General features: G+C 64.1%; 27 protein-coding genes. 14 read left to right on the top strand and 13 right to left on the bottom strand.

What is annotated here, in order from left to right:
• The first annotated feature begins 528 nt into the window (after positions 1 to 528).
• The 9 genes from ABIE20_RS18195 to ABIE20_RS18155 all read left to right on the top strand — a co-directional run bounded on the left by ABIE20_RS18195 (position 529) and on the right by ABIE20_RS18155 (position 9,676).
• Positions 529 to 1,716 carry a hydroxymethylglutaryl-CoA synthase gene (locus ABIE20_RS18195; RefSeq protein WP_429506361.1) on the top strand — a complete coding sequence of 396 codons (1,188 nt, stop codon included), beginning with the start codon at positions 529 to 531 and terminating at the stop codon, positions 1,714 to 1,716.
• A 3-nt stretch (positions 1,717 to 1,719) separates the two neighbouring features.
• Positions 1,720 to 2,502, top strand: coding sequence for an enoyl-CoA hydratase-related protein (locus ABIE20_RS18190; RefSeq protein ID WP_429506360.1), 783 nt, complete (start codon positions 1,720 to 1,722; stop codon positions 2,500 to 2,502).
• Between the two features lie 86 nt (positions 2,503 to 2,588).
• Positions 2,589 to 4,535 carry an asparagine synthase (glutamine-hydrolyzing) gene (gene asnB / locus ABIE20_RS18185; RefSeq protein ID WP_115088031.1) on the top strand — a complete coding sequence of 649 codons (1,947 nt, stop codon included), beginning with the start codon at positions 2,589 to 2,591 and terminating at the stop codon, positions 4,533 to 4,535.
• A complete protein-coding gene (locus tag ABIE20_RS18180) occupies positions 4,532 to 5,656 on the top strand; it encodes an FAD-dependent oxidoreductase (protein WP_429506358.1) in 1,125 nt (374 codons plus the stop codon). Before asnB ends, ABIE20_RS18180 begins: the two co-directional genes overlap by 4 nt.
• Before the next feature lie 10 nt (positions 5,657 to 5,666).
• Positions 5,667 to 6,743, top strand: a complete 1,077-nt coding sequence (locus tag ABIE20_RS18175) for an acyl-CoA dehydrogenase family protein (RefSeq protein WP_429506357.1) — start codon at positions 5,667 to 5,669, stop codon at positions 6,741 to 6,743.
• A gap of 12 nt (positions 6,744 to 6,755) precedes the next feature.
• A complete protein-coding gene (locus tag ABIE20_RS18170) occupies positions 6,756 to 7,193 on the top strand; it encodes a PaaI family thioesterase (protein WP_134063557.1) in 438 nt (145 codons plus the stop codon).
• Between the two features lie 183 nt (positions 7,194 to 7,376).
• Complete coding sequence (locus tag ABIE20_RS18165) at positions 7,377 to 8,024, top strand: FMN-dependent NADH-azoreductase (protein ID WP_429506354.1); 648 nt, start codon at positions 7,377 to 7,379, stop codon at positions 8,022 to 8,024.
• Position 8,025: 1 nt separating this feature from the next.
• Positions 8,026 to 8,886: a glutathione S-transferase C-terminal domain-containing protein gene (locus tag ABIE20_RS18160; protein ID WP_115088036.1), complete on the top strand. Its 861-nt coding sequence runs from the start codon at positions 8,026 to 8,028 to the stop codon at positions 8,884 to 8,886.
• 97 nt (positions 8,887 to 8,983) lie between these two features.
• Positions 8,984 to 9,676 (top strand): alpha/beta hydrolase, encoded by a 693-nt coding sequence (locus ABIE20_RS18155; RefSeq protein ID WP_429506352.1) that lies wholly within the window; start codon positions 8,984 to 8,986, stop codon positions 9,674 to 9,676.
• Here ABIE20_RS18155 and ABIE20_RS18150 read toward each other — a convergent pair.
• The gene (locus tag ABIE20_RS18150) at positions 9,663 to 10,568 is read right to left on the bottom strand and encodes a DMT family transporter (protein ID WP_429506351.1); all 906 of its coding nucleotides are present in this window, start codon (positions 10,566 to 10,568) and stop codon (positions 9,663 to 9,665) included. The genes ABIE20_RS18155 and ABIE20_RS18150 overlap by 14 nt on opposite strands.
• Before the next feature lie 131 nt (positions 10,569 to 10,699).
• Here ABIE20_RS18150 and ABIE20_RS18145 point away from each other — a divergent pair, with 131 nt between their 5' ends.
• Positions 10,700 to 11,137, top strand: a complete 438-nt coding sequence (locus ABIE20_RS18145; RefSeq protein WP_429506349.1) for an Lrp/AsnC family transcriptional regulator — start codon at positions 10,700 to 10,702, stop codon at positions 11,135 to 11,137.
• A 181-nt stretch (positions 11,138 to 11,318) separates the two neighbouring features.
• Here the strand turns inward: ABIE20_RS18145 and ABIE20_RS18140 are convergent, their stop codons facing one another.
• Positions 11,319 to 12,230 carry a transporter substrate-binding domain-containing protein gene (locus ABIE20_RS18140; protein WP_429506347.1) on the bottom strand — a complete coding sequence of 304 codons (912 nt, stop codon included), beginning with the start codon at positions 12,228 to 12,230 and terminating at the stop codon, positions 11,319 to 11,321.
• A gap of 35 nt (positions 12,231 to 12,265) precedes the next feature.
• Positions 12,266 to 13,507, bottom strand: coding sequence for a D-amino acid dehydrogenase (locus tag ABIE20_RS18135; RefSeq protein WP_429506345.1), 1,242 nt, complete (start codon positions 13,505 to 13,507; stop codon positions 12,266 to 12,268).
• A gap of 106 nt (positions 13,508 to 13,613) precedes the next feature.
• Here ABIE20_RS18135 and ABIE20_RS18130 point away from each other — a divergent pair, with 106 nt between their 5' ends.
• Genes ABIE20_RS18130 through ABIE20_RS18120 form a run of 3 tightly spaced genes read left to right on the top strand, consistent with a single transcriptional unit; the run spans position 13,614 to position 16,014 of the window.
• Positions 13,614 to 14,537, top strand: coding sequence for a LysR family transcriptional regulator (locus ABIE20_RS18130; protein ID WP_429506343.1), 924 nt, complete (start codon positions 13,614 to 13,616; stop codon positions 14,535 to 14,537).
• A 44-nt stretch (positions 14,538 to 14,581) separates the two neighbouring features.
• Positions 14,582 to 15,331 (top strand): hypothetical protein, encoded by a 750-nt coding sequence (locus ABIE20_RS18125; protein ID WP_429506341.1) that lies wholly within the window; start codon positions 14,582 to 14,584, stop codon positions 15,329 to 15,331.
• Positions 15,328 to 16,014 carry a hypothetical protein gene (locus tag ABIE20_RS18120; RefSeq protein WP_429506339.1) on the top strand — a complete coding sequence of 229 codons (687 nt, stop codon included), beginning with the start codon at positions 15,328 to 15,330 and terminating at the stop codon, positions 16,012 to 16,014. Before ABIE20_RS18125 ends, ABIE20_RS18120 begins: the two co-directional genes overlap by 4 nt.
• Positions 16,015 to 16,017: 3 nt before the next feature.
• Here the strand turns inward: ABIE20_RS18120 and ABIE20_RS18115 are convergent, their stop codons facing one another.
• The 3 genes from ABIE20_RS18115 to ABIE20_RS18105 all read right to left on the bottom strand — a co-directional run bounded on the left by ABIE20_RS18115 (position 16,018) and on the right by ABIE20_RS18105 (position 18,247).
• Positions 16,018 to 16,680 carry a histidine phosphatase family protein gene (locus ABIE20_RS18115; RefSeq protein WP_429506337.1) on the bottom strand — a complete coding sequence of 221 codons (663 nt, stop codon included), beginning with the start codon at positions 16,678 to 16,680 and terminating at the stop codon, positions 16,018 to 16,020.
• A gap of 210 nt (positions 16,681 to 16,890) precedes the next feature.
• A complete protein-coding gene (locus ABIE20_RS18110) occupies positions 16,891 to 17,229 on the bottom strand; it encodes an FKBP-type peptidyl-prolyl cis-trans isomerase (protein WP_429506335.1) in 339 nt (112 codons plus the stop codon).
• Positions 17,230 to 17,308: 79 nt separating this feature from the next.
• On the bottom strand, positions 17,309 to 18,247 hold the full coding sequence (locus tag ABIE20_RS18105; RefSeq protein WP_429506333.1) for a DMT family transporter: 939 nt from the start codon (positions 18,245 to 18,247) through the stop codon (positions 17,309 to 17,311).
• 153 nt (positions 18,248 to 18,400) lie between these two features.
• Between ABIE20_RS18105 and ABIE20_RS18100 the strand changes: the two genes are divergently transcribed.
• Positions 18,401 to 19,294 carry a LysR substrate-binding domain-containing protein gene (locus tag ABIE20_RS18100; protein ID WP_429506332.1) on the top strand — a complete coding sequence of 298 codons (894 nt, stop codon included), beginning with the start codon at positions 18,401 to 18,403 and terminating at the stop codon, positions 19,292 to 19,294.
• Here the strand turns inward: ABIE20_RS18100 and ABIE20_RS18095 are convergent.
• The 7 genes from ABIE20_RS18095 to ABIE20_RS18065 are packed head-to-tail and all read right to left on the bottom strand — an operon-like array spanning position 19,287 to position 25,322.
• On the bottom strand, positions 19,287 to 19,694 hold the full coding sequence (locus ABIE20_RS18095; RefSeq protein WP_429506330.1) for a GFA family protein: 408 nt from the start codon (positions 19,692 to 19,694) through the stop codon (positions 19,287 to 19,289). The genes ABIE20_RS18100 and ABIE20_RS18095 overlap by 8 nt on opposite strands.
• A gap of 46 nt (positions 19,695 to 19,740) precedes the next feature.
• Positions 19,741 to 20,679, bottom strand: a complete 939-nt coding sequence (locus ABIE20_RS18090) for a 2-hydroxyacid dehydrogenase (protein WP_429506328.1) — start codon at positions 20,677 to 20,679, stop codon at positions 19,741 to 19,743.
• 47 nt (positions 20,680 to 20,726) lie between these two features.
• Entirely contained in the window at positions 20,727 to 21,140 is a 414-nt protein-coding gene (locus ABIE20_RS18085; protein WP_429506327.1) for a hypothetical protein, read from the bottom strand.
• A gap of 10 nt (positions 21,141 to 21,150) precedes the next feature.
• Positions 21,151 to 22,353: a c-type cytochrome biogenesis protein CcmI gene (ccmI, locus tag ABIE20_RS18080; RefSeq protein ID WP_429506326.1), complete on the bottom strand. Its 1,203-nt coding sequence runs from the start codon at positions 22,351 to 22,353 to the stop codon at positions 21,151 to 21,153.
• On the bottom strand, positions 22,346 to 22,822 hold the full coding sequence (locus ABIE20_RS18075) for a cytochrome c-type biogenesis protein (protein WP_429506324.1): 477 nt from the start codon (positions 22,820 to 22,822) through the stop codon (positions 22,346 to 22,348). Before ABIE20_RS18075 ends, ccmI begins: the two co-directional genes overlap by 8 nt.
• On the bottom strand, positions 22,819 to 23,352 hold the full coding sequence (locus ABIE20_RS18070; RefSeq protein ID WP_123568067.1) for a DsbE family thiol:disulfide interchange protein: 534 nt from the start codon (positions 23,350 to 23,352) through the stop codon (positions 22,819 to 22,821). Before ABIE20_RS18070 ends, ABIE20_RS18075 begins: the two co-directional genes overlap by 4 nt.
• Entirely contained in the window at positions 23,349 to 25,322 is a 1,974-nt protein-coding gene (locus ABIE20_RS18065; RefSeq protein ID WP_429506395.1) for a heme lyase CcmF/NrfE family subunit, read from the bottom strand. Before ABIE20_RS18065 ends, ABIE20_RS18070 begins: the two co-directional genes overlap by 4 nt.
• Between the last annotated feature and the right edge of the window lie 4 nt (positions 25,323 to 25,326).

The following is a 25,326-nucleotide window of genomic DNA, read 5'->3' as shown; positions in this document are numbered from 1 at the left end:
GAATAGCAAACCGATTGTTCAATCAGGGATGAACGCCTACCTTCAGGGAGAACGCTATGGATTCAGCGACTCAGGCACGAACAACTAAAGCGGCGGGAAAACCGGTGTACCGCGCCCGCCCCTACCGGCATAAATATTCAATAAAGCGACCTCCACCCGGCGCCGCCTGATTATTTAAATAGACAGTTATTGTCGAACAAACCGGCAAAACAAAATAATACTTGCCTATCGCCTGTTCTTTTCGCTTCGTGCTTGCGCGAGGCTTTAGCCTGCCTGTTACAAAGCCCTGCATAGCTGAATAATTACGGCGCCAGCGCCGTACAACAACGGCTGCTTGTCATAAAAAAACAACAGTCAACAACCCATGAACCCCCCTCATGAATCCTATCTGAATATTTCGCTTTTCCTGATTGAACCTTCAGCCGCAATAATTCTACCGCCACTTGCAACTGGATAAGTCGGCACCGGAAAACTACAACCCGGGCGTGTATCTGAAACTTCTCGAACGAATAATAAATGGGCATACACATGAAAATCGGCATTGACGATATTGGGCTGTTTGTACCGGAGCACTTCTTTCCACTCGATGAACTTGCCGCACGGCATAATATCGACCCTAATAAATACCTGGTGGGTATTGGCCAGGAATTCATGGCCGTCCCAGCCCCTGACGAAGACATCGTCACCCTGGCGGCCAACGCGGCACTGCCGTTGATCGACAGCGCAACCCGGGCCAGCATTGCCACGGTGATCCTGGCCACTGAAAGCGGCATCGACCAGTCGAAATCGGCCGGTCTGTTCGTCCATAGCCTGCTCGGCCTGCGTGCCGACTGCCGGGTGGTGGAGTTCAAGCAGGCCTGCTACGGCGCCACTGCCGGCTTGCAGATGGCCTGTGCCCTGGTCCGCCAGCGACCCCAGGAAAAAGTCCTGGTGATCGCCACCGACATCGCCCGTTACGAGCAGAACTCCGAGGGTGAATGCACCCAGGGCGCCGGCGCCGTGGCGATGATCGTCAGCGAAAACCCGCGCCTGCTGGAGATCCATCCGCACCAGGGTCGCTACAGCCTGGACGTCATGGACTTCTGGCGGCCGAACTACCGCAGCACCGCGCTGGTGGACGGCAAACTGTCGATCGATGTCTACCTCGAGTCGCTGCAACACGCCTGGCAGAACTACCGTGCCGATGGTGGCCTGGCCCTCACTGACATCAGCTACCTGTGCTTCCACCAGCCGTTCACCAAGATGGCGAAAAAAGCCTTCTCGGTGTTCGAGAATATCGAGCCGGAAGCCGCCAAGGCCCTCGGCGACAAGGCCTACAGCACCAGCCAGCTATACGGCAAAGCCATCGGCAACTGCTACACCGCCTCGCTGTACATTGCCCTGCTGTCGCTGCTGGACAAGACCGAGGAAGACCTCAGCGGCCAGCACATCGGCCTGTTCAGCTACGGTTCGGGCAGCGTCGGCGAGTTCTTCAGCGCCACCGTGGTCAAGGGTTACCAGGCCCATTCGCGACGCCAGCAGCATGCGCGCATGCTCGCCCAGCGCACGCGCCTGAGCCACGCCCAGTACAGCGACTGGTTCTACGGCAACAACCAGCCGGCCAGCGCCGACTACAGCACCCCGCGCGTGACCACTGGCGCCTTCCGCTACTGCGGCGCCGAAGGTTACCGCCGTCTGTACGAAAGCACCGCCCAGCAGCTGCAGATGGCGAGCTAGGCCATGAGCGAAGTGCTTCTGAGCTGGCTGCAGCCGACGGTTGCCTGCCTGACCCTGAACCGTCCCCATGCCGGCAACGCCCTCAATGAAAGCCTGTTGCGGGCCTTGACCGGGCATCTGGATGATCTGGCCAGCCGCCCCGGGCTGCGGGCCCTGGTGCTGGACGGTGCCGGCGAGCATTTCTGCACCGGTGCCGACCTTGAGTGGATGCGTCGCAGCCTGGCTTTCAGCGAAGCCCAGAACCTGCAGGACGCCGGCCTTCTGGCCGCTGTCCTGCAGCAACTGGACAACTTCCCGGTGCCGGTCATCGTCGTCGCCAAGGGTTCGGTGTTCGGCGGTGCCCTGGGCCTGCTGTGCTGCGCCGACTACGTGCTGGCAGCCGAACAGACGCGATTCTCCTTCAGCGAAGCGCGCCTGGGCCTGGCGCCGGCGATGATCAGCCCCTACGTAGTGCGCGCCATGGGCCTGCGCCAGGCGCGGCGCTACATGCTGTCGGCAGAGATTTTCGACGGCGACAGCGCGGTGCAGCTGCAACTGGTGCACAAGCAAGTGCCGCTGCAAGTGCTTGAGAGTTGCCGCGACCGCTGGCTGGGACTGCTGCTGCAGACCGGCCCCCAGGCCAGCCGCGCGGTCAAGCACATGCTCCTGCGCCTGGGCCGCCAGGACGGCCTGCTCGAAGAGCAACCGGAAAACCTGCGGCTGATCGCCCGCCTGCGCACTTCGCCAGAAGGCCAGCACGGACTCAACGCTTTTTTCAATCGCACCCGGCCTGACTGGGTGGAGTGAACCCTGATGTGTTGCGGGTGAGTTTGCCCCCGCTACCCGGCGCCGCCCGATGACGACGCCCGACCTCATTCAAAAAGGAATTTGCCATGTGTGGTTTTATCGGTGTGTATCAGTCCAATCGCCACAATGTTCCCGACCAGGCAGTGCTTGATGCCCTGGTCGCCATCAATCACCGCGGTCCGGACGAACACAGCCTCTGGCGTGACCCCGGCGAGCACGCCGTGCTCGGCCATACCCGTCTGAGCATCATCGGCCTGGACAACGGCATGCAGCCGATCGTTGCCGACGAAGGTGACCTGGTGATCGTGGTCAACGGTGAGTTCTACGACCACGAACGCATCCGCGCCGAGCTCGAAGCTGACGGCGCCACCTTCAAGACCGCCTCGGACAGCGAGATCGCCCTGCACCTGTACCGCCGCTCAGGCCTGGCCGGGCTCAACCGCCTGCGCGGCGAGTTCTCGATGGTGCTGTTCGACCGTCAGCGCCGCCTGATGCTGGCAGTGCGTGACCGCCTGGGGATCAAGCCGCTGTTCTACGCCCAGCATGAGGGCAACTGGTACTTCGCTTCGGAGATCAAGGCCCTGGTGGCGGCCGGTGTCAGCGCCGAGTGGGATGAAAACGCCTACGCCAGCCGCGCCTTCTACCTGCGCGACCACACCCTGTTCAAGGGCGTGCGCAGTGTGCAGCCGGGCTGCTGGATCATGGTCGACCACGGCGGCTTGCACAGCGGCCGCTACTGGGACATGGAGTTTGCCCGCCGCGACGCAGTGGCACCGTCCGACGAAGCCGGGATGATCCAGGCAGTGCGCGAAGCCATCGAGGAATCGGTGCGCCTGCGCCTGCGTGCCGATGTGCCCATGGGCGTTTACCTGAGCGGCGGCATCGACTCCTCGGCCATGCTCGGGATCGCCACCAAGCTGCACGGCGAGCCGCTGGATGCCTTCAACCTGTCGTTCACCGACATGGACGACTACGACGAGAACCGCTTCGCGCGCCTGGCCGCCGAGCACAACAATGCACGCTTCCACACCATCGAAATCACCCAGGACCACCTGGCGGACAATTTCGAGCAGGCCCTGTGGCACAACGAAACGCCATTCTTCAACGCCCACGGCGTGGCCAAGTACATCCTCAGCCGCGAAGTGCGCAAGGCCGGCATGAAGGTCGTGCTGACCGGTGAAGGCGCCGATGAAGTGTTCGCCGGCTACCCGCATTTTCGTCGCGACATGCTGCTGTACAACAACGAGCAGCAGGACCCGAAAGTCATCAGCCTGCTGCGCCAGCGGATCAAGGACAACGAACAGGGCTACACCGGCGCCAACATGCCCCATGACATCCACTGGATGGTCAATCAGCTCAAGCACGGCGTGTCCTGGCTGGACAACCAGGCCGGCTGGTTCAAAGCCCTGGAAGGCCTGTACCGCGCCGACTTCCGCGATCACTTCGCCGGTATCGACCCGTACCGCCAGTTCTTCGACCGTCTCGACCACAGCAAGCTGCAAGGCCGCGACCCGGTGCACAACTCGATGTACCTATGGGCCAAGTCGTACCTGCCCAACTTCGTCCTCACCACCCTCGGTGACCGCATGGAGATGGCCAACAGCATCGAAGGCCGGGTACCGCTGCTGGACCACCACGTGGTCGAGCTGGCCTGCCAGATGCCCGTGTGGATGAAGGTGCGTGGCGCCACCGAGAAGTTCGTCTTCCGCGAAGCCATGCGCCCCTACCTGCCGACTGCACTGTACGAGCGCAAGAAGCACTACTTCCGCGCGCCGCCGGCCACCCTGCAGCAGCAAGGACGCCTGTATCAACTGGTCCAGGACACCCTCAACAGCAGCGACCTGGACGCCCTGCCGTTCTTCGATGCGGCCAAGGTGCGCGCCCTGCTCAACCAACTGCCGAGCCTGTCGGCCCAGGAACAGGGCCTGCTTGACCCGATGCTGATGGAGCTGACCAGCCTGTGCCTGCTGCAACGTCGCTACCGCATGACCAGCCAGCAATGGAACCCCCTGGATGCAGGGGTGGCGGCATGAAGATCGCGATCATTGGCGCGGGCCTCAATGGCCTGGCCTGTGCCCTCATGCTCAAGCGCTTCGGCCTGGACTGCACGGTCTACGAACGCAGCCACGGGCCACGGGATTCCGGGACCGGGATCTACGTCTGGCCCCAGGGCGTGCAGGTGTTGCGCTTTCTGTTCAACGATCGTGAGTTCATGCAGCACGGCAAAGCCATCGAGTACCTCGACACCCATGGTCGCGATGGCCAGTTGATCCACAGCCAGCCGGTGCGTCCGGCCGGGCTGGGGATCCCGGCACCGGCGGTGATGTTCCCGCGCAGCGAGCTGTTCGGCCTGCTGCGCGAGAAGCTCGGGGCCGAGCAGGTACGCTACGAAATGGGTTGCGAGCGGATCGAGAACCTCGGCGATCGGGCCCGGGTGCACTTCAGCAATGGTCATCAACAGGACTTTGACTTGGTGATCGGCAGCGATGGCGTCGGCTCGACCGTACGCCAATGCCTGGAGCCAGGGCTCGAGCCCTACGACACCGGCCTGGTGGCCAGCCGCGGCATGGTCGAGTTCGACTCGCCGCTGCTGCACAGCGACCGCTGCCAGATCTTCACCTCGGCCTTCTCGCGGGTGGTCACCTACCCGCTGGCCGCCGACCGGCCGTACCGGTACTGGTTCGCCGCCTACCAGCACCACGACCAGCCGTTGCACGACCGTGACGGGCTGCTCGAGCTGTTCGCCGACCTGCCCGCGGACATCCTGCGGATGATCGAGCGTACCCCGCACGAGCAGATCCTCACCCACAAGATGATGGCCCTGACCGGCGCCGGGCGCTGGCACAACGGCCGGGTGGCGATGCTCGGCGACAGCATCCACGCCATGCTGCCGACTCTCGGCTATGGCCTGACCCTGGGCCTGGAGAACGGCTTCATGCTCGCCCAGGCCCTCGTCGGCCTGTGCGACGACAGCCTCGATGCCGCCCTGCAGCGCTACGAAGTGCGCGCTGCCGAGCGCTCGCGGGTGATGCTGGAAGTGATGCGCGACATGACCGACCTGTACTACTTCGAAGAAGACAGCGCGGTCACCCCGGCGCGTATCCTGCCGATCGTCAACCGCTTCCACGACCTGGCCCATACCACCGTCTTCTGAGGGAACGAGCATGAGCGAAGCCTATCGCAACGACGTGCGCGCCTTTGTCAGCCAGCACATCAGCCCCAACGTGGCGCAGTGGGAAGAGTCCGGGGCCTACCCGTCACAGCTCAATCAGCTGGCCGGCGAGGCCGGGTTGCTCAACCTGGGCCATACCAGCGCAGCGTTGCCGGACGATCCGCAGCGCCTGGCGATCCTGGTCGAGGAACTGACCCGCAGCGGTGCCCAAGGCATCACCATGGGCCTGGGTTCGCACCTTGTGAGCCTCAAGGCCCTGCAGGCCAGCGCCCCGGAACTGGCCGCCGACCTGATCCCGGCGGTGCTCGATGGCCGCCAGAGCATCGCCCTGGCGATCACCGAAAGCCAGGCCGGCTCCGACCTGCGCGCCCTCACCTGCCGCGCCGAACGCCACGCCGACGGCTACCGGTTGAGCGGCCACAAGGCGTTCATCTGCAACGGCGCGCGGGCCGACTGGCTGTTACTGGTCGGCCACTGTGAAGACGGCCTGGCCTTGTTCCTGGTCGACGGCAAGGCCGCCGGTATCAGCCATACGCAGCGCCAATGCCTGGGCTGGCGCTGCCTGCCGCTGGCCGACCTGAGCTTCGACAACACCCCGGTGGTACGCCTGACCCAGGGCGGCGGTGTCGGCCGTCTGCTGCAGGGCAGCCTGCAGCAGGAGCGCCTGAACCTGGCGGTAATGGCCAGCACCTCTGCCGATATCGCCCTGCAGCAAGCCATTGCCTGGTGCAGGCAGCGCAAGGTCGGCGGCAAGGCCCTGATCGACAAATCGGTGATTCGCCATCGCCTGAGCGAGCACTACGCGCAACTGAGCGTCAGCCGTCATTACGTGCAGGCCTGCGTGACCTTGCAGGCCGCCGGCCAGTTGAGCCCGCACCAGGTGGCAATCGCCAAGAACAGCGCGGTACAGACCCTGGAAACCATCGCCCGCGATGCCGTGCAATTGCAGGGCGCCCACGGTTGCATGGCGCCCAACAGCGTCGAGCGCATTCACCGCGACGCCCGCCTGCTGGCGATCGGCGGCGGTACCCACGAAATCATGCTGGAAATCATTGCCCGGCAACTGTGAAGGAACACAGCCATGAGTCAGATCAGTGAACACGCCGCCGCCCACTCCAGTGCGCTGCTCGAACACGCCTACCAGCGCTACTGCGGGCTCGAACTGCTGGAGCAATCGCCTGGCGCCTGCACCTGCCGCCTGCGGGTCACCGAAGCCATCGACAACCTCAGCCACACCCTGCACGGCGGGGTGATCTACTCGATGCTCGATGTGGTCAGCATGCTTGCCACGCTGCCGATTCTCGGCCCCGAGGAATATGCCCTGACCAGCAGTTTCAATACCATGCTGATGTCGGCCAGCCCCTTGCACAGCGAGCTGGAGTTCAAGGCCCGGGTGATCCGTGACGGGCGCAACCTGATCTTCACCCAGGCCGACGCCTGGCGGCTCAATGCCGATGGCAGCCGCACCCAGGTGGCCAGCGCGCAACTGACCAAGTTTCGCCTCAAACACCAGTGGTAAGGGCTGCTCCCGCAGCCCCGGCAAACAGCCCGGTAGCGCACTCGCCTGCGCCACCGGGCTGTTTGCGTTGGGGGCCGGGAAATACATGAAGACCCTTGAAGTTTGAACCTGAATATATGCGCTATTTTTGTCCGGCCAATTGTTAAAAACTCTAGTGACTCCCTCATCACAAGAGTTCAAGCCATGAATCACAAAGTACTGGTCATTCGTTCTTCGATCAAAACCGACGGCGGTTTTTCCGGGCAACTGGTCGACAACTTCCTTGCAGAACTCAAGGAGGTGATTCCAGAAGCCTCGATCGTCGTACGCGACCTGCACGCCCAACCGATCCCGCACCTCAACGCAGTGACCATGGATGCCCTGTACGGCGGCGATGCCAGCAGCGCCGAAGCCAGCGCCGCGCTGAAACTGTCCAACGAACTGATCGAAGAACTGCAGGAAGCCGACCGCGTGGTCATCGGCCTGCCCCGCTACAACTTCGGCGCACCGTCGATCCTGCATGCCTGGGTCGACTATCTGGTACGCGCCGGCGTCACCTTCAACTACGTCGATGGCGCCCCGGTCGGTTTGATCAACGACAAGCCAGTGCATGTGCTCAACACCAGCGGTGGCGTCTACAGCCAGGGCAGCGACAGCCTGGCCGGCTGGCTGTCGCAGACCCTGGGCTTCATCGGCCTGCAGCAGGTCGAATTCATCTACGCCGAAGGCCTGGGCATGGGCGAGGAAAGCCTGGCCAACGGCCTGGCCGCTGCCCGTCGGCAGATCCAGCACAGCATTGAATCCATGGGCGCACGCCCGCGCCTGAGCCTGGCTGCCGCGCAAGGGAGGTAACATGTCCAAAGCGAACGACAACACCCTGGGTGAAGCGCTGATCCTCAGTGAACTGGTGGCCGAACCCAACCGCTATCACCTGTACATCTCCCACGCCTGCCCATTCTCGCACCGCGTGCACCTGGTGCAGAGCCTGCTGGGCCTGGGCGATGCGCTGGATGTCACCTCGGTGGCGGCGCGTCGCTACGACAAGGGCTGGGAGTTCGATGAACGCGACCAGGATCCACTGCACAAGGACGTGACGCTGCTGTCGACCCTGTACCAACGCTCGCACCCGGACTTCAGCGGCAACCAGTCGGTGCCGGTGCTCTGGGACCGGCGCAAGGACTGCATCGCCCACAACGATTCGGCCGAGCTGGCCCTGCAGATGGCCACCCGCCTGCTGCCGCTGGCGCGCACCCCGCTGGACCTGGTGCCGGAGCGCTCCAGCTGCGACATCGTCGAGCTCAACAGCTGGCTGCACACCAACATCAACCGCATGGTCTACCACATGGGCTTTGCCCCCGACCAGCACAGCTACGACAAGGCCTACGCGCAGTTCTTCGCGGCCATGGACAGCCTGGAAAACCGGCTGCGCAAGCAGCCTTACCTGGTCGGTGGCACGCTGAGCCTGAGCGACCTGTTCTTGCTGCCGACGCTGATCCGCTATGAAGCGGTGTACTACGTGCACTTCAAGGCCAACTTCAAGACCTTGAGCGAATACCCGGCGCTGTATGAGTACCTGTGCCGCCTGGTACGGATTCCGGAGATCTACCGCACCATCGACATGGCCCATATCAAACTGCATTACTACTACTCCCACGACCACATCAACCCGACCCGTATCGTCCCCCAGGGCCCAGCCCTGCCCTGGCTGAACTGACCCGGGCCTGTCGCGGCGCCGTCGCCCGCGGCAGGACTCCTCGCAATCAGGCAGGAGCGTCTACACTGGCTTTCCCACCTTTAGCTGGAGAACGGCCATGAGCGACACCCCATCCATTGTCCTGGTTCATGGTTTCTGGGGCGGCGCCGCCCACTGGAGCCGGGTCATCCTTGAGCTGTCACGCCTGGGCCACCGCAACCTGCATGCGGTGGAAATGCCCCTGACCTCGCTTGCCGACGACGCCGAACGCACGCGCAAGATGGTCGCCTCAATACCCGGCAAGGTGTTGTTGGTCGGTCATTCCTACGGCGGCGCGGTAATTACCCAGATGGGCAACCAGGCCAACGTCGCGGGCCTGGTCTACATCGCCGCCTTTGCCCCAGATAACGGCGAGAGCCCCGGCGGCATCACCGCCCAGCACCCGCCGGAAGCGGCCGCCAACCTGCAACCGGACGGCGATGGCTACCTGTGGATCAAACCCGACAAGATGCATGAGAGTTTTTGCCAGGACCTGGGCAAGGACGAAGGGTTGGTCATGAGCGTGACCCAGAAAGCGCCGCTGGCCATCACCTTCGGCGACACCATCGGCGACCCTGCGTGGAAACACAAACCCACCTGGTACCAGCTCTCGACCCGCGACCGCATGATCCACCCGGACAACCAGCAACTCATGGCTCAACGCATGCAGCCCAAGGAGCTGCTCAAGCTGGACGCCAGCCACGCCTCCCTGGCCTCCAGGGCCGCCGAAGTGGCAGCCCTGATCGACCGTGCGGCGGTCAGTCTGGCTTGACCGCCGGGGCCTTGAGCGCAGGCTTGAACCACCAGCCTTGCTGCATGCCGGCTGCGGCCAGCAGGATCGCGGCCACACCCAGCCATTGCAGCGGCGCCAGGCGATGGCCAAAGGCGAACCAGTCGACCAGGATCGCCGCGATCGGGTAGATAAACGACAGCGCGCCGGTCAAGGCGGTCGGCAGCTTCTGGATCGCGCCATACAGCAGCACATACATCACCCCGGTGTGGACGATGCCCAGGGTCACCAGGCTGGCCAGCGCACCGACGTCGCCCGGCAGGCCACTGGTATTGGCCCAGGGCGCCAGCAGGAGGATGCCGGTGCACACCTGGATCAAGGCGATCAGGTGCGGCGGGGTGCCGCTCAGGCGCTTGATGATCAGCGCCGCCACCGCATACAGAAACGCCGCGCCCAGGGCCAGGGCGATACCCAGCAGATAGTCGTTGCCGCTGCCACCCTGGCGGCCATGGGCACTGACGATCGCCAGCATCCCGACAAAGGAAACCGCCAGCCAGAACAGCTTGGGCACGGTGATTTTCTCACCGAGAAACAGCGCCGCCAGGCCCACCAGCATGAACGGCTGGACGTTGTATACCGCAGTGCCGATTGCAATCGAGGCGCGTGAGTAGGAGGCAAACAGCAGCACCCAGTTGCCGACGATGGCCACGCCGCTGAGTACCGCCAGGGCGAAGGTGGCCAGGGTCAGGATACCGGGCTTGAGAAAGCCCATGGCCAGGCAGATCAGCAACAAGGTGCCGGCACCGAACACGCAGCGCCAGAACACCACATCCAGCACCGGTTGCCCGGACACCAGCACGAACCAGCCAATGGTCCCGGAAATCAGCATCGCGGCGACCATCTCGAACGACCCACGGCGTATTGAACTGTCCATCACTCACCTCCTTGACGATGGGCAAATTATGGCAAGGGCAGCGGCGACCATTCCAGTGGATAAAACAGGCTAGACTGACCTTGTACCTTTACTATCAAGGCAGTTTTCGAATTTTGCCTAACGAGGCCTGTATGACCGACGATATCGACCAACTGTTGATCAAGGCACTGATGGAAGACTCGCGGCGCTCGCTCAAGGCCCTGGCGCAGCTCAGCGGGCTGTCAGCACCGAGCGTCAGCGAACGCCTGCGCCGCCTTGAAGAGCGAGGCGTGCTCAAGGGCTACACGGTGGAGATCGACCCGCGCTGCTTCGGCTACCAGTTGCAGGCCATCGTCCGGGTGCGGCCGCTGCCCGGACAGCTGCAGGAAGTGGAGCGCCAGATCATGGCCATCCCCGAGTTCACCGAGTGCGACAAGGTCACCGGCGATGACTGCTTCATCGCACGCTTGCACGTGCGCTCGATGGAAGAGCTCGACAGCGTGCTGGACAAGCTCAACAGCCATGCCGAGACCAACACCGCGATCGTCAAGAAGACCCCGGTGAAACGGCGCTTGCCGCCGATGGCCTGAACGATCCGCGGCCACTGTGGGAGCTGGCTTTGCCAGCGATCGAGCACGCAGCGGTCGCAAGTCAGGCCGTAGATGGGGTGCTGACCGCACTGGCCTCATCGCCGGCAAGGCCGGCTCCCACAATGGATCGGCGTACACGGAGCCCGGTGGGAGCTGTGTGTCCCCTGCAAGAGCTGCGGCGTTACTGCACCGGCTCACTCGACGGCCTGGCAATCAGGCCCTTCAGTTCACTGGTCATCGGAAAGTCCAGGTTCAGGCCATTGGGTGGGATCGGCTGCTGGAACCAGCGGTTGTAGATCGCCTCGATGCGCCCGCTGCGATAGACATCCGCCAGCGCTTCGTTGACCAGCGCCAGCAAGCCGTCATCGCCCTTGCGCACCATGCAGCTATAGATCTCCTTCGATTGCGCCGCGCCCACCACCACCCAGTCGTGCGGGTTGCGCGCCTTGGCCCGCTCGCCGTACAGCAGGGCATCGTCCATGTAGAACGCCGCCGCGCGCCCGGACTGCAGCATCATGAAGGCCTCGCCGTGGTCCTTGGCACTGATCACCGAAGCCCCCAGTTGGTGCTCCAGGTTGTAGTTCTTCAGGTACTTCTCATTGGTGGTGCCCGCCGTGCTGACCACATTCTTGCCCTTGAGGTCATCCAGGCCCCGGATGCCGCTGTCTTTTTTGGTCAGCAACTGGCCTTTAACAAAAATAAAGCCATAGGAGAAATCCACCTGCTTCTGCCGCTCGGCGGTGACCCCGGTGGTGCCGCACTCCAGATCGACCGTGCCGTTCTGTACCAGCGGGATGCGCGTCTGCGAAGTCACCAGGTTGTAGCGCACCTTGAGCGGCGGCACCGCCAGCTTGGCCTGCAGGTGCTTGACGATCTCAGCCGCAAGATCGACCGAGTAGCCCATGGGCTTGCCGCTGTGGTCGCCCACATAAGAAAAAGGAATGGACGAGTCGCGATAGCCGAGGGTGATGCTGCCGGATTCGGCGATCTTCTTCAGGCTGCCGCTGAGCGCCGGCGTTTGCGCCAGCAGCGGCTGCGCAAAACACAATGACAGGGCAAGCAGAGCAGGACGGTGCAAACGGGTAATCGACATCGGGACACTCCTTGCGGTTGTTGTTCTTGTTCGGGTCAGGCCGCCCGTGGGGTCAGGCCGTGCAGGTCGATCGACGGCGCGCGGCCGCCTATCAGTTCGGCCAACAGTCGGCCACTGGCGCAGGCCAGGGTGAAGCCCAGAGCACCGTGGCCAAGGTTGAGCCAGAGGTTGCGATACGCCGTAGCACCAAGCAACGGCACGCCACTGGGGGTTGCCGGGCGCATGCCGGCCCATTCGCGGGCCTGGGCGTAGTCGGCGGCATCGGGCAAGGTCGCCCCGGCCAACTGGCGCATGCTCGCCAGCCGCGCCGGGTCGAGCGATTCATCAAAGCCGACGATGTCGACCATGGCGGCGACGCGCAGTTGGTCTTCGAGGCGGGCATAGACGATTTTGCGGTCGTAGTCGGTGATGCTTACCTGCGGTGCCCGCTGCCCGGCCTTGATCGGTGCGGTCAGGCTGTAGCCCTTGAGCGGATAGATCGGCAAGCGCAGCCCCGGCAGGCCGAGGCTGGCACTGCGGTGCCCGGCACACAGCACCAGGCGCTCCACCGGCAAGACCTGCTCGCCCAGCTCCAGCGCCTGCACTACCCCACCACTGTGGCGGATGCGCGTCACTGCCTGCCCGAGCATCAGGCGGCATTGCCCCGACGCCTGCAGGCGCTCGACCAGCGCCAGGCAGAAACGATGGCAATCGGCGACCTCTTCATCCGCGGTGAACACCCCGCCAATGAACGGCGCATCGGCCAGGGCCGGTTCCAGCGCGCGGATCTCCTGCGCATCCAGCACCTGCTGGCCCTGCGGGTCGAGCAGGTGCTGGCGGGCATGGGCAAAGGTTGCGCGATTGCGAAAGGTCACCAGCTTGCCATTGCGCCGCCAGGCAAAGCCGTCCAGGCCATCGTCCTCGCGCCACTGTTTGAGCGTGCCCTGGCTGTGTAAGGCCAGGCGCAGCAGGTGCGCAGCATTAACGCGATTGACCGAACTGCGACACGCCGCCATGAACGCAGCCATCCAGCGCCACTGCGCCAGGTCCAGGCGCGGGCGCAACTTGAGCGGTGAGTCGCTGCGCAGCAGCCAGCCCAGCGCTTGCAGCGGCACCCCGGCATCGGCCAGCGGCGCGACATAGCGATACGACAGCTGCCCGCCATTGGCAAAGCTGGTGCCGCCCGCAAAGCTGTCCCGCGCCTCGACCAGATCGACGGCAAAGCCTTCGCGCACCAGGGCATACGCCGTTGCCAGACCAATAACGCCGCCGCCGATCACCGTTACCCGCTGTGCCATGTGCTTTCCATCCGCCAATCTGAAGGCCTTCAGAGTAGGCCCGGTGACAGCCTGGCGATAATGAATAAAAATGGGCGGACCATAAACAAAGGTTATGGGCTACCCCATGCGCTTGCGTCATATCGAAGTGTTCCAGGCCATCCGCCAGACCGGCTCCATCAGCGGCGCCGCGCAACTGCTGCACGTCACCCAGCCAGCGGTGTCGAAGATACTCCAGCACGCCGAAGCACAGTTGGGCTTCCCGCTGTTCCTGCGGGTGCGCGGCAAGTTGCAGATCACCCCCGAGGCCCTGGCGCTGGAGCGCGAAGTCGACAAGGTCAGCGACAGCGTTGAAGGGGTGCGGCGCCTGGCCGCCAGCCTGCGCCGGCAACCGGGCATGAGCCTTCGTATCGGTGCGACGCCGGCGTTGGCGCTGTCGCTGTTCCCCCCGGTGATCCGCCAGTGGGCCGAGCGCCATCCACAATCCGAGTGCGAACTGTCGAGCCTGCACAGCCGCGAGCTGGTGCAGCAGTTGCTGATGCGCGAAATCGATGTCGCCCTGACCTTGCGCCACCCCGAACACCCCGGCCTGAATGTCCAGCCGCTGGCCCACGGCATGCTGGTGGCACTGGCCCCCAAAGGCTACTGGAGCGCAGACTGCCAGGGCTTGGCGCTGGCAGTTGAAGAACTGGCCGACGCGCCATTGATCGGCCTGAGCAGCAGCGACCCGCTGGCCGCCCAGGTCGGCCAGTACCTGAAGAACCTCGAGCCGGCGCCGCGCATCAGCATCCGGGTGCAGACCTATTCCCTGGCCCGGGCCATGGTTGAGTCCGGAGCCGGGTTGGCCTTGATCGATCCGTTCACCGCCCAGGGCTCGGCGCAGACGCTGGTGCGGCCGTTGGACCCGGCCTTGCCGATTACCCTGTATGCCCTGACCCGTGCCAACGAAAGCCCGCCGCACACGCTCGACGACCTCTTGCAACTGTTCAGCGAACGGGCCGAAGAACAGATCGCCCACGTCAGCCGCGCGTCTCGCCTTGAAAAGCGCTGACAAGCAGCCCATCCTTGCGCCCCCACCTTTGCAAGGATCGCAGCATGGTTCGACTTTTCATTGCGTTTGCCGCGCTGTTCGCCAGTGCCACCGTCCTGGCCGTGCCGCCCGTAAACGTCTATCGCGGCACCCAGGGCAATACCGCCATTGAAGTCGCCCTGACCTACGACGCCCAGCACAAGACCCTCGAGGGTTACTGGCTTGATGAGCAGCGCCAGTGGTTGATCCCGCTTGAGCGCACGCCCCATGACAACCGCTTGCCGTTGTTGATCAACCTCCTCAACAACCCGGAGCTGCCCTCCGCGGCGCTGCTGATTCAGCCGTTTGCCTTCAGCCACGACCGTGAACTGCTCGGCACCCGGGTGGATCTGCGCAACCGTGAGCGGCAAGCGCTGGCGCTCAAGCGCGTGACCCGTTTCAGCGACCGCCAGGATTCGTCCTGGCAGGGCGAACTGCTGCAACTGCCGCTGGACGGCCGCCGGCTATTTCGCGTGCATGCACACAAGGCCGCCGGCGAGCATGTCGGCACGATCGATCGCATCACTGTCCTCGATCGCACCAGCGGCCAGCCGGTGCAGGTCATCGATAACCTGGCGCTGTTCTTCCAGGGCACTGCGAGCCTGAGTTTTGCCGACTTCAACGCTGACGGTGTGACCGATTTCAAGGCCATTCCGGTCGGGCAATTGGCCAGCGGCGGTGCTGCGGGGCAAGACCAGCAGTACTACGTGTATCAAGCCGACAGCAATCGCTATGAACTCAAGACCGAGCAACAAGCCAGGGAGCGCAATCAATGAACACCTTAGGCAAATGCCTGCTGGGCGCCGGGGTGCTCGGCTTGAGCCTGGGCGCCCAGGCTTACCAGTCCGTTTATCAGGGCACCCTGGGCAAGCAGGCGATCACCCTAGTGATCGAGAAAACCAATGACTACAAGCACGGCTTCTACTTTTACGACCGCTACCGCACGCCGATTCGCCTCAAGCGCTCGGTCAACACCGGCCGCCAGTTGTCCATGGACGAACTGGACAGCGCCGGCCTGCCCACCGCTCGGCTGAAGTTTTTCAACCCCGATGACAATGCCGCCACCAAGCCGATACTTGGCACCTGGACGGCCTACGCCAATGCGAGGCAGCTGCCCCTGGAGCTGCGCCTGGTAGCCGACTTCGGTCATCAGCAGGTCTGGCCGGCGGGCACCCCGTCGTTACCCCAGGCGGCCTCTACCGAGCGTTTCTATTTCCAGATTCCGCTGGCCGACGACCACGACCGGGTGAAGACCATCGAGGTCATCGACAAGGCCAGCGGCAAGCGCGTGCAAACCCTCGACGTAGGCCTGCCCGGTTGCTACAGCCAGGGTATCGATAGCGTCAAGGTGCGTCTCGAAGGTGGCAGTACCCAGGTGCTGCTGGAAGCCAACAGCTATTGCCTGGGCAAGGTGTTTGAGTGGCGCGAGGCCAAGGGGCAGTTTGAAGCGCTGGACTGAGCATCAGCTCGGGCAGCTGTGCTCGCCGTTGTTTAGGCCCTGCTTGTAGTTGCGGCTGAGCAGGCTGGCCTTGCCGTCGTGCCAGGTCAGGGTCAGTACGTACATCGAGTCGAAATCCTCACCGTCCCAGTCATCGGTGATCACCCGTTCTTCACCGAGGGCCTTGCCGGCCACGGTGTTGATCAGTTCCGGCAGGTAGCCGTGGGACCAGGCGGTATAGACGGTGGCGTTGCGGTACTTGTCCTGCAGCAGCTCGTCGGCCAGATCGCCGGTATCGTTGGCGCCAAAGTCGATGTTCACCGGCAGGCCGAGCTTGATGGCACTGGGGCTGATGGTCATCAGCGGGCGGATATAGCTGTAGGCGTCGTCCTTGCTGCCCTCTTCGACGTGCCGGGACGGGTTAGCCGCGAACACATAGTCGGCCTTGCCGAATTTCTCCGGCAGCAGGGTGGCCAGGTCCAGGGCGCGGTTCAGGCCCTGGCAATTGAGTTGCCCCAGGCCCTCGCCGGGCTTTTCGGCGTGGCGCAGGAACACCAGGGTCTGCACACCGTCCACAGGTGCTGCGCGGCTTTCCACCGCCTCGACGGCCAGCAGGCCGACACCGGCAAGCAGGGCAAGGGACAACGCAGCGTGACGGTGACGCTTGAACAGGGAGGGCAACTTCATAAGGCTCTTCACAGCAAAAAGGGGTTGAGGCTGACCCGCCTGTGCCACCCCGCGGCCGAAGCCGCGGGGGGATCCCTGTCTGATATTCCATCCGTGGAATCGGGCATGCTTCAGAGTGCAAGAATGCCATTTGGTTCGATCCCTGAGCGCTCGGCCCTGAGCCAGAGCGACTGTAGCGCCTTGATGTTGCTGAATTAAGACGGACGGTGCTCAATCGTCGCGGGTAAGGACTTCGAGCAGTTCGATCTCGAAGGTCAGGTCGGAGTTGGGCGGGATCTTGCCCATGCTGCGCTCGCCATAGCCCAGGTGCGCCGGCACCTGCAGCTTGCGCTTGCCGCCGACCTGCATGCCCATCAGGCCCTCGTCCCAGCCCTTGATCACCCGCCCGGTGCCGATCACGCCCTGGAACGGCTTGCCGCGGCTGTGGGAGGAGTCGAACTCCGTGCCGTCGGCGAGCCAGCCGGTGTACTGGGTGGTGATCAGCGCGCCTTTGACCACGGCCTTGCCGTCGCCTGGCTGGATATCGATGATTTGCAGTTCGCTGCTCATGCTTGACCTCGTTGGAGCGGGATATGCCTTTGGTGGCCAGCGTTTTCGCAGGGTTGGCGAGGTTTTGCAAGGCCAGCGATCAAGCCTGGGCAGTCACCACCGCCCTGCCCGGCTCGTGCTGGCGCATCGACCAGCAGACGCCGCCGATCACCAGGACAATCGCCAGGCCCTCCAGCAGGCTCGGGCCGCTCTGGCGCCAGATGAAGGCGTAGAGCAAAGCGAACAGGGTCTCGAAGACGATCAACTGGCCGCTCAACGTCACTGGCATGCGCTTGGACGCGGCATTCCACAGCAGCGCCGCCAGCCACGAGCCGAACACCGCGCAAGCCAGGCTGTACAGCCAGAACAGCATCCAGCGCTCGGGCGCCGCCTCGACCTGCAACTGCGCCGGCTGCCACAACGCCAGCAGCGCCACCAGCACCAGGCTCAACACGCCGGTCATCACCCCGTTGAGCACCGACCATTGATGGCTGTCGAAATGCCCGCACTGCTTGAGGTAACGGCTGTTGTGCACCGCGTACCAGGTCCAGCAGGCCAGCGCGCCAAGGGCATAAAGCACCCCGGCCAGCTTGTCGGTCGCCGCCCCGGGTTCGAGGGCAAAGGTTTGCAGGTTGATACAGAGCATGCCAGCCAGAATCAGGCCCAGCGGCAACAGCAACTGACGCAGCGCCACCCCGCCGCTGTCGTGACGGCCGTACAGGGTGATGGTCAGCGGCAATACGCCGACAATCAACGACGCCGGCGCTACGCCCAGGCGCTGGATCGCCGCCACCAGGCAGATGAAGTACAACAGGTTGCCGATCAGTGCCAGGCGCCCGATCATCCACAGGTCGCCCAGGGTCAGGCGTCCCAGGGCCTTGCGCATGGGGAGCGCCAGCACCAGGGTCACCAGGCCGAACAGCACGAAGCGTGCGCAACTGAGCAGCACCGGGCTGAACTCCGGCAACAGCTGCGGCACCATCAATACCAGCCCCCACATCGCACCGGCTACTCCGGCATACGCCACACCCCGTTTCACGCGCCTGCTCCTGTTCAAAGAAGTGCGCAGGCTAACGCCTGGACAGCGCCCGGACAAAAGATCATTCGGCATGCAGGCATTCCCTAGAGGAATACCTTTCGCCCTGAAAGCATCGACCTTATGATTCAGGCATTCCCCAGACCGGACCATCCCATGAGCCGCTTCAGCCGTCACCTGCCACCCCTGGACACCCTGATCGCCTTCGAGGCGGTGGTGCGTACCGGCAGCTTTACCCGCGCTGCCAGCGAGCTGTACCTGACCCAGAGCGCGGTGAGCAAACAGATCAAGCTGCTGGAGGATCATCTGGGCGCGCTGCTGTTCGAGCGCCGCGCCCGGGGCATTGCGCTGACGGCAGCCGGCGACGGTTTCAACGCCATCGTCGAGCCCATGCTGGAAAGCCTGCTGGCCAATGTGCTGCGTCTTAAAAGCGGCCACGGCAGTCGCAACGTCAGCGTCATCTGCACCCATGCGGTGGCCCAGTACTGGCTGTTCCCGCGTTTGCTGCGCTTCAACGAGCAGCACCCGGAGCTGACGGTGAACATTCATGCCAGCAACGAAATCAGCGAAAGCGATATTGGCAACTACGACTTCGGCATTCTCTATGGCCATGGCCACTGGAGCTCGCTCAAGGCCAGCAAGCTGTTCGACGAGGCCATCTACCCGATTGCCAGCGTCAAACGTGCCCTGCCCGCCGTGCAGTCACTCAGTGAGTTGCAGGCCTTGCCGCTGATTCAACTGGACGCCTCGGCCTGGAACTGCCTGGACTGGCAGGACTGGTTCGGCCATCAGGGCTTACGCTATCAGGCGCCGGCCAATGCGGTGACCTTCAACCAGGTCAACCTGGTGTTCGATGCGGTGATGCAGGGGATGGGCGTGGGCCTTGGCTGGGAGTTCATGGCCCGCGAGCGGATCGACAACGGCTTGATCCGCCAGGTCTCGGAGTTTGTCGTGCACACCGGCCAGGCCGACTACCTGGTGCACGACAAACAGGCCCTGCGCTCGCCGGCAGCGCAGGTATTCGAGCACTGGTTGCTGGCGCTTAGCTGAACATGGCCTCAACTTGCGCCGCGGTCATTTCTTCAGTCTGGTTGGCGAAGCAGTAGTAGCCCGGCTTCTTGTCGACATACACCTGCAGGTCAAAAACCCAGTCGGTGTCACCCTCGAGCACACCCACCGACACCGCATCGAAATTGCCGGATTTCAGCCGGTACAACAGGTGCGTACCGCAGGCGCCGCAGAAACCGCGCTGGGCCCAGTCCGACGAGTCATGGAACACCGGCTGGCCGCGGGTGAACTTCACCGGCTGCGCGCAATGCACCGACAAAAACGGCCCGCCGCCCCACTGCCGGCACATGCTGCAATGGCAGGCGTTGACGCTGGCTTTTTCCAGGCTGACGCAGAGTTTGACGGCGCCGCACAGGCAGCTGCCGTGTTTTTCCAGGGACATGATCAAGGCTCCTTGCTGGGAGAAGAGCCGGCCAGTCTAGCAGCTGTCAGGCCGTGACCGGCGTCAGCACCGGCTCGCCGGCAAAAAACGCCTGCAGGTTCTTCAGCACCAGCTGCACCGTGTCGCGCGCCGCCTCCGGCGACTGGCCGGCAACATGCGGGGTCAGCACCACCATGGGCAAGGCCTTCAATGCCTCGGGCACGGCCGGTTCGTCATCGAACACGTCCAGCCCGGCACCGGCGATCACGCCGTTTTCCAGGGCATCGACCAGGTCCGGCGTGCTGACTACGCTGGCCCGGGCGATGTTGACCAGAAAGCCGTCAGCCCCCAGAGCCTCGAGCACCGGCTTGTCGATCAATTGACGGGTGCTGGCGCCGCCTGGGGTGGCGACGATCAGAAAGTCCGATTCCCGGGCCAGGGCCAAGGGGCTATCGCAATAGTGATAAGCCACGTCGGTACGCGCTGTTCGGTTGTGGTAATTCACCGGCATATCGAAGCCCTGCGCCGCCCGCTTGGCGATCGCCAGGCCGACCGCACCGAGGCCGAGAATCCCCAGGCGCTTGCCGCTGACCGAGGGGCTGATCACCCGGTTCCATTCGCCGCGGCGGGTCGAAGCATCGGCCCGGGGAATATCACGCACCAGCGCCAGCAGCAAGGCCATGGCATGGTCGGCGACTGCCGTGGCATTGGCGCCAGCGCCGTTGGTCACGGTAATACCCCGGGCAGCAGCGGCCGCAAGGTCGACCTGCTCGTAACCGGCGCCGATCACGCAGATGATTTTCAAGGTGGGCAAAGCGGCCATTTCGTCGGCATACAGGCCCAGTGGACCTCGGGTCAGCACTGCGTCGATTTCGCTGCCATGGCGGGCAATGGCCTCGGCGCGCAAGGCCGGGGTCTGCGCGCGAATCAGACGAAAGCCGTTGTTTTCCAACAGGGGAAGGTAGTCGTCGACCGTTTCTACCAGCACCAGTACCGTCTGTGTCATGCCTTGCTCCCGGGCTATTGGCGAGGGAGCATTATGCGCAGCTCAGGTTACTGGGCGAAAGCCCGGCCCAGACCGCCCGGCACGCCACTGCTGTCGGTGTCCTGCCAGGGGCCGTTGGGGTTGGTCGACCAGCTCCAGCCGTTGTTCCAGCGGTAGTAGGTGCGCTGGCGGTAGAAGGTGTTGGTCTTGCCGTCGAGCACATACACACCCAGGCGCGGGTCCCAGTGGCTGGCGCCACCGGGCGGTGGCGCGAAGCTTGGAGAGGTTCGCTGTACCGGCTTGGGCACCGGGGTGACGGCCGGCTTGCTCGGCACCGCGCCGGGCTTGGGCGCAGGCTTGGTGCTCGGGCCCGGCGGCAGGGTTTCGATCGGCGGCGCGGTGGGCTCGGAGGGCTGATGAACGGTACATGCACTCAAGCCCACAACCAGGGAAAGAAGGGTCAGGCGTGCGATGCTGTTCATAGTCGGTCTCTTACTGGTCCGGGCTGTCGATTGTCAGGTGTTGCGCAGCGGTTGTGCTGCTGGCCAGCGGAGCACCCTTGCCGATCCATTCGCCCTGGGTCGGCTGGCCAGCGCGAGAGATGCGCGCAACCAGTTGGACTTCAGGGAAGCTCGACAGTTTCATGTTCGGCATCATCGCGTCGCTGTCGCTCAGCTCGACCTCGATCGGCAGTTGCGCCACGGTTACCCGCTTGGCCGCCAACGGCATCGGCGGGCCGGAACTTGCACGGGCGAAGATGAACACGCTGTCGTCAGGCTTGACCTTGTCCTTGAGCGCCGCAGCAAGCTCGACCCGTACCTTCAGGCGTGCCGTGCCCTGCTCGGCAACTGCCGGTGCAGCCTTGCCCTCGCCGGCCTTGAGCTTGTCGCTGGCGCGCTCGATACCGCCCTGCAGCGCTGCCCGCGAGGCATCGCCCTCAGGCAGTTGCGCCAGCAGGCGGTTCCAGTAGTCAATGGCTTGCTGGTAGTGCTCGGACTCGAATGCGGCGATGCCCAGCAGGCCAAGGCTGGTGACTTCGTTGGGGTCGGCCTTGAGCGCTTCGTCGGTCAGGGCCTGCAATTGCCCGCTCCATTGCTTGTTGTTGGCAAAGTACAGCGCCTGCGCCCACTGCCCGAGCAGCTCCGGCTGTCGCCCGGCAACTGCGGCGGCACGCTCGAAGACCTTGGCGGCGTCGGCCGGACGCTCCTGGGCCATGTAGGCACGGCCAAGGAAGTACAGACCCTCGGCCGAATCCGGCTGGGCCTTGACGGCCAGTTCCAGGCGGCGGGTCATCTCTTCCATGGACTGCGGCGCCTTGGCAAATTGCTGGGTCAGCTCGACCTGCTCGCTGGCACCAAAGTGCAGGTACAGGCCCAGGCCCATCAACGGCACCAGCACCGCCGCCAGCAGCGGCAAGGGTTTGCCCAGGCGACCCAGGCGTTGCGGTTCGGCGCCTTCGGTGTCGGCCAGCAGCTCGCGCGCAGCCTCGTCGCGGCCCTTGCCGAACTGCTCGGCATCGAGCACCCCGGCAGCCTGCTGGGTTGCCAGTTCGGCGACGCGCTCCTGATACAGGGCGACGTTGAGGGCGGTGCGGTCTTCTTCCTGTTGCGCGCGACGGCCGCGCAACACCGGGATCAGCAAAAAGCTCAGGGCCACCAGCAACAGCAGGCCTGCAGCAAGCCAGAAATCAGTCATGGGTCTGTTCTTTGTCCAGCAATTTGGCGAGGCGCTCACGCTCCTCGGACGAAAGGTCGGCGCTGCCTGCCACCGCCTGGCCACGGCGCTTGCGCACAATCAGCGCGAGCACGGTAAAACCGCCCAGCAGCAATACGCCAGGGCCGAACCAGAGCAGCCAGGTGCGGGCGCTGAGGGCCGGCTTGTAGCGGACGAAGTCACCGTAGCGATCGACCATGAAGTCGATGATCTGCTGATTGCTCTGGCCCTCGCCGAGCATGCGGAAGATCTCCCGGCGCAGGTCGGCGGCAATCGGTGCGTTGGAGTCAGCGATGTCCTGGTTCTGGCACTTGGGGCAGCGCAGTTCCTTGGTCAGCTCGTGATAACGCGCGCGCTCGGCCTCATCGGCAAACTGGTAGGTATCGATTGCCGCCTGGGTCACCCCGGCCAGGCTCAGGCCGAGTACGGCGGCTGCCAGCCAGCGCTTCATGGCTTGGCCTCATCGACCAGGCTCTGGTACTGCGGCGCCAGTTGCTCGCGCCATACGGTCGCGTCAACCACCCCGACGTGCTTGTAACGAATGATGCCTTTGGCGTCGATCAGGAAGGTTTCCGGCGCGCCGTACACCCCCAGGTCCAGGCCCAGGCTGCCCTGCTCGTCACGGATGTCGAGCTGGTAGGGGTTGTGGAACTCGGCCAGCCACTTCAATGCGGCGGCGTTGTCGTCCTTGTAGTTGACGCCGTGGATCACCACGCCCTGCTCGGCCAGCTTGTTCAGATACGGGTGCTCGACCTTGCACGACGGGCACCAGGTGGCCCAGACATTGACCAGCGCCGGCTTGCCGAGCAGGTCGGCTTCGGTCAGCGGCTTGCCGTCGACCGACTGCAGGGCAAAGGCCGGGAACGGCTTGCCGATCATCGCCGAGGGCAGCTCGCTCGGGTCAAGGAACAGGCCGCGGTAGAGAAACACCGCCACCAGCAGAAACACCGCCAGCGGCAGCACCATGATCCAACGCTTCATGCAGTAGCTCCAGACATGCCCAGTGCCTCACGCACACGGGTTTTGACCTTGACGCGATAGCGACCATCCAGTGCCGCCAACAAGCCGCCCAGGCCAGTCAGCAAACCGCCCAGCCAGATCCAGCGCACGAACGGCTTGACGTGCACCCGCACCGCCCAGGCGCCGTTATCCAGTGGCTCGCCGAGGGCGACATAGAGGTCACGGGTGAAACCGGCATCGATGCCGGCTTCGGTCATCATCGACTGCTGCACGGTGTACAAGCGTTTTTCCGGGTGCAGCACGCTGATCTCGCGGCCGTTCTCGACCACTCGCACGGTGCCCTTGTCGGAGGTGAAGTTCGGCCCTTCGAAGTGTTTGGCGCCTTCGAAGATGAACCGGTAACCGGCCAGCTCGACCGACTCGCCCGGCGCCAGGCGCAGGTCGCGTTCGGCGCTGTTATTGCTCGACAGCACCACGCCCAGGGCGCACACCGCCAGGCCCAGGTGGGCAACATGCATGCCCCAGTAGCTGCGGTTCAGGCCGCGCAAGCCCTTGAACAGGCCCTTGTGACGGGTCTTGTCGAGGATGTCGCGGGCGCCGGCGAGGATGATCCACGCGGCCAGGGCGAAGGTGGTCAGCACCTGCCAGTCGAAGTCATCCACCAGCAGGCCGCCGATCGGCGCCAGCACCACGCTGGCGACCAGCACCGGAGTGAGCATGCCCAGCAGCCATTTAGTCGGAGTGTCTTTCCAGCGCACGATCACGCCCACCGCCATCACCACCATCAGCAGCGCCATCAACGGGATGAACAGCGCATCGAAGTACGGCGGCCCGACCGAAAGCTTGGCGCCGGTCAGGGCGTCGAGGATCAACGGGTAGAGGGTGCCGAGGAGGATCATCGACGCCGCCACCACCAGCACCAGGTTGTTGGCCAGCAGCAGGGTTTCCCGCGACCACAGGGCAAAGCCGACCTGGCTCTTGACCACCGGTGCGCGCAGGGCGAACAGGGTCAGCGAACCGCCGACCACGAACAGCAGGAAGATCAGGATGAAGATGCCGCGCTCAGGGTCGGAGGCGAAGGCATGCACCGAGGTCAGTACCCCGGAGCGCACCAGGAAGGTGCCCAGCAGGCTCAGGGAGAACGCGGCGATGGCCAGCAGCACCGTCCAGCTTTTGAACACGCCGCGCTTCTCGGTGACCGCCAGCGAGTGAATCAGCGCGGTACCGACCAGCCAGGGCATGAACGAGGCGTTTTCGACCGGGTCCCAGAACCACCAGCCGCCCCAGCCCAGCTCATAATAGGCCCACCAGGAACCGAGGGTGATACCGATACCGAGGAAGGCCCAGGCAACGATGGTCCACGGCCGCGACCAGCGCGCCCAGGCGGCGTCCAGGCGACCGCCGAGCAAGGCGGCGATTGCAAAGGCGAAGGCCACCGAGAAGCCCACGTAGCCCATGTACAGCATCGGCGGGTGAACGATCAGGCCGATGTCCTGCAGCAGCGGGTTGAGGTCGGCGCCGTCGGTCGGCACCTGCGGCAGCAGACGCTTGAACGGGTTGGAGGTGATGATCAGGAACGACAGGAAGCCGACGCTGATCATGCCCATCACCGCCAGCACCCGCGCCAGCATGACTTGCGGCAGTTGCCGGGAGAAGATCGACACGGCAAAGGTCCAGCCACCGAGGATCATTGCCCAGAGCAGCAGCGAGCCTTCGTGGGCACCCCACACGGCGCTGAACTTGAAGTACCAGGGCAAGGCGCTGTTGGAGTTGTTGGCGACATAGGCGACCGAGAAGTTGTCGGTCATGAAGGCGTGGGTCAGGCAGGCAAAGGCGAACGCCAGGAAGGCGAACTGGCCCCAGGCGGCCGGGCGCGCCAGGCTCATCCACAGGCTGTCGCCGCGCCAGGCGCCGAGCAGCGGGATGGTGGCCTGGACGCAGGCGAAGCAGATCGCCAGGATCATCGCCAGCTGGCCCAGTTCAGGAATGATCAAC

The organism is Pseudomonas sp. 2835 (assembly GCF_050435905.1).
In the GTDB taxonomy this organism is placed as follows: domain Bacteria; phylum Pseudomonadota; class Gammaproteobacteria; order Pseudomonadales; family Pseudomonadaceae; genus Aquipseudomonas.
This window is presented reverse-complemented; position numbering and strand designations above follow the sequence as displayed.

Bases quoted from the DNA above. Each gene is read 5' to 3' on its own strand.
- ABIE20_RS18095 (WP_429506330.1), bottom strand. From the start codon at position 19,694: ATGTCCCTGGAAAAACACGGCAGCTGCCTGTGCGGCGCCGTCAAACTC.
- ccmI (WP_429506326.1), bottom strand. From the start codon at position 22,353: ATGACTGATTTCTGGCTTGCTGCAGGCCTGCTGTTGCTGGTGGCCCTG.
- ABIE20_RS18090 (WP_429506328.1), bottom strand. From the start codon at position 20,679: ATGACACAGACGGTACTGGTGCTGGTAGAAACGGTCGACGACTACCTT.
- asnB (WP_115088031.1), top strand. From the start codon at position 2,589: ATGTGTGGTTTTATCGGTGTGTATCAGTCCAATCGCCACAATGTTCCC.
- ABIE20_RS18195 (WP_429506361.1), top strand. From the start codon at position 529: ATGAAAATCGGCATTGACGATATTGGGCTGTTTGTACCGGAGCACTTC.
- ABIE20_RS18175 (WP_429506357.1), top strand. From the start codon at position 5,667: ATGAGCGAAGCCTATCGCAACGACGTGCGCGCCTTTGTCAGCCAGCAC.
- ABIE20_RS18110 (WP_429506335.1), bottom strand. From the start codon at position 17,229: ATGAGCAGCGAACTGCAAATCATCGATATCCAGCCAGGCGACGGCAAG.
- ABIE20_RS18170 (WP_134063557.1), top strand. From the start codon at position 6,756: ATGAGTCAGATCAGTGAACACGCCGCCGCCCACTCCAGTGCGCTGCTC.
- ABIE20_RS18180 (WP_429506358.1), top strand. From the start codon at position 4,532: ATGAAGATCGCGATCATTGGCGCGGGCCTCAATGGCCTGGCCTGTGCC.
- ABIE20_RS18085 (WP_429506327.1), bottom strand. From the start codon at position 21,140: ATGAACAGCATCGCACGCCTGACCCTTCTTTCCCTGGTTGTGGGCTTG.
- ABIE20_RS18075 (WP_429506324.1), bottom strand. From the start codon at position 22,822: ATGAAGCGCTGGCTGGCAGCCGCCGTACTCGGCCTGAGCCTGGCCGGG.
- ABIE20_RS18070 (WP_123568067.1), bottom strand. From the start codon at position 23,352: ATGAAGCGTTGGATCATGGTGCTGCCGCTGGCGGTGTTTCTGCTGGTG.
- ABIE20_RS18130 (WP_429506343.1), top strand. From the start codon at position 13,614: ATGCGCTTGCGTCATATCGAAGTGTTCCAGGCCATCCGCCAGACCGGC.
- ABIE20_RS18120 (WP_429506339.1), top strand. From the start codon at position 15,328: ATGAACACCTTAGGCAAATGCCTGCTGGGCGCCGGGGTGCTCGGCTTG.
- ABIE20_RS18100 (WP_429506332.1), top strand. From the start codon at position 18,401: ATGAGCCGCTTCAGCCGTCACCTGCCACCCCTGGACACCCTGATCGCC.
- ABIE20_RS18160 (WP_115088036.1), top strand. From the start codon at position 8,026: ATGTCCAAAGCGAACGACAACACCCTGGGTGAAGCGCTGATCCTCAGT.
- ABIE20_RS18190 (WP_429506360.1), top strand. From the start codon at position 1,720: ATGAGCGAAGTGCTTCTGAGCTGGCTGCAGCCGACGGTTGCCTGCCTG.
- ABIE20_RS18135 (WP_429506345.1), bottom strand. From the start codon at position 13,507: ATGGCACAGCGGGTAACGGTGATCGGCGGCGGCGTTATTGGTCTGGCA.
- ABIE20_RS18155 (WP_429506352.1), top strand. From the start codon at position 8,984: ATGAGCGACACCCCATCCATTGTCCTGGTTCATGGTTTCTGGGGCGGC.
- ABIE20_RS18115 (WP_429506337.1), bottom strand. From the start codon at position 16,680: ATGAAGTTGCCCTCCCTGTTCAAGCGTCACCGTCACGCTGCGTTGTCC.
- ABIE20_RS18145 (WP_429506349.1), top strand. From the start codon at position 10,700: ATGACCGACGATATCGACCAACTGTTGATCAAGGCACTGATGGAAGAC.
- ABIE20_RS18165 (WP_429506354.1), top strand. From the start codon at position 7,377: ATGAATCACAAAGTACTGGTCATTCGTTCTTCGATCAAAACCGACGGC.
- ABIE20_RS18140 (WP_429506347.1), bottom strand. From the start codon at position 12,230: ATGTCGATTACCCGTTTGCACCGTCCTGCTCTGCTTGCCCTGTCATTG.
- ABIE20_RS18150 (WP_429506351.1), bottom strand. From the start codon at position 10,568: ATGGACAGTTCAATACGCCGTGGGTCGTTCGAGATGGTCGCCGCGATG.
- ABIE20_RS18125 (WP_429506341.1), top strand. From the start codon at position 14,582: ATGGTTCGACTTTTCATTGCGTTTGCCGCGCTGTTCGCCAGTGCCACC.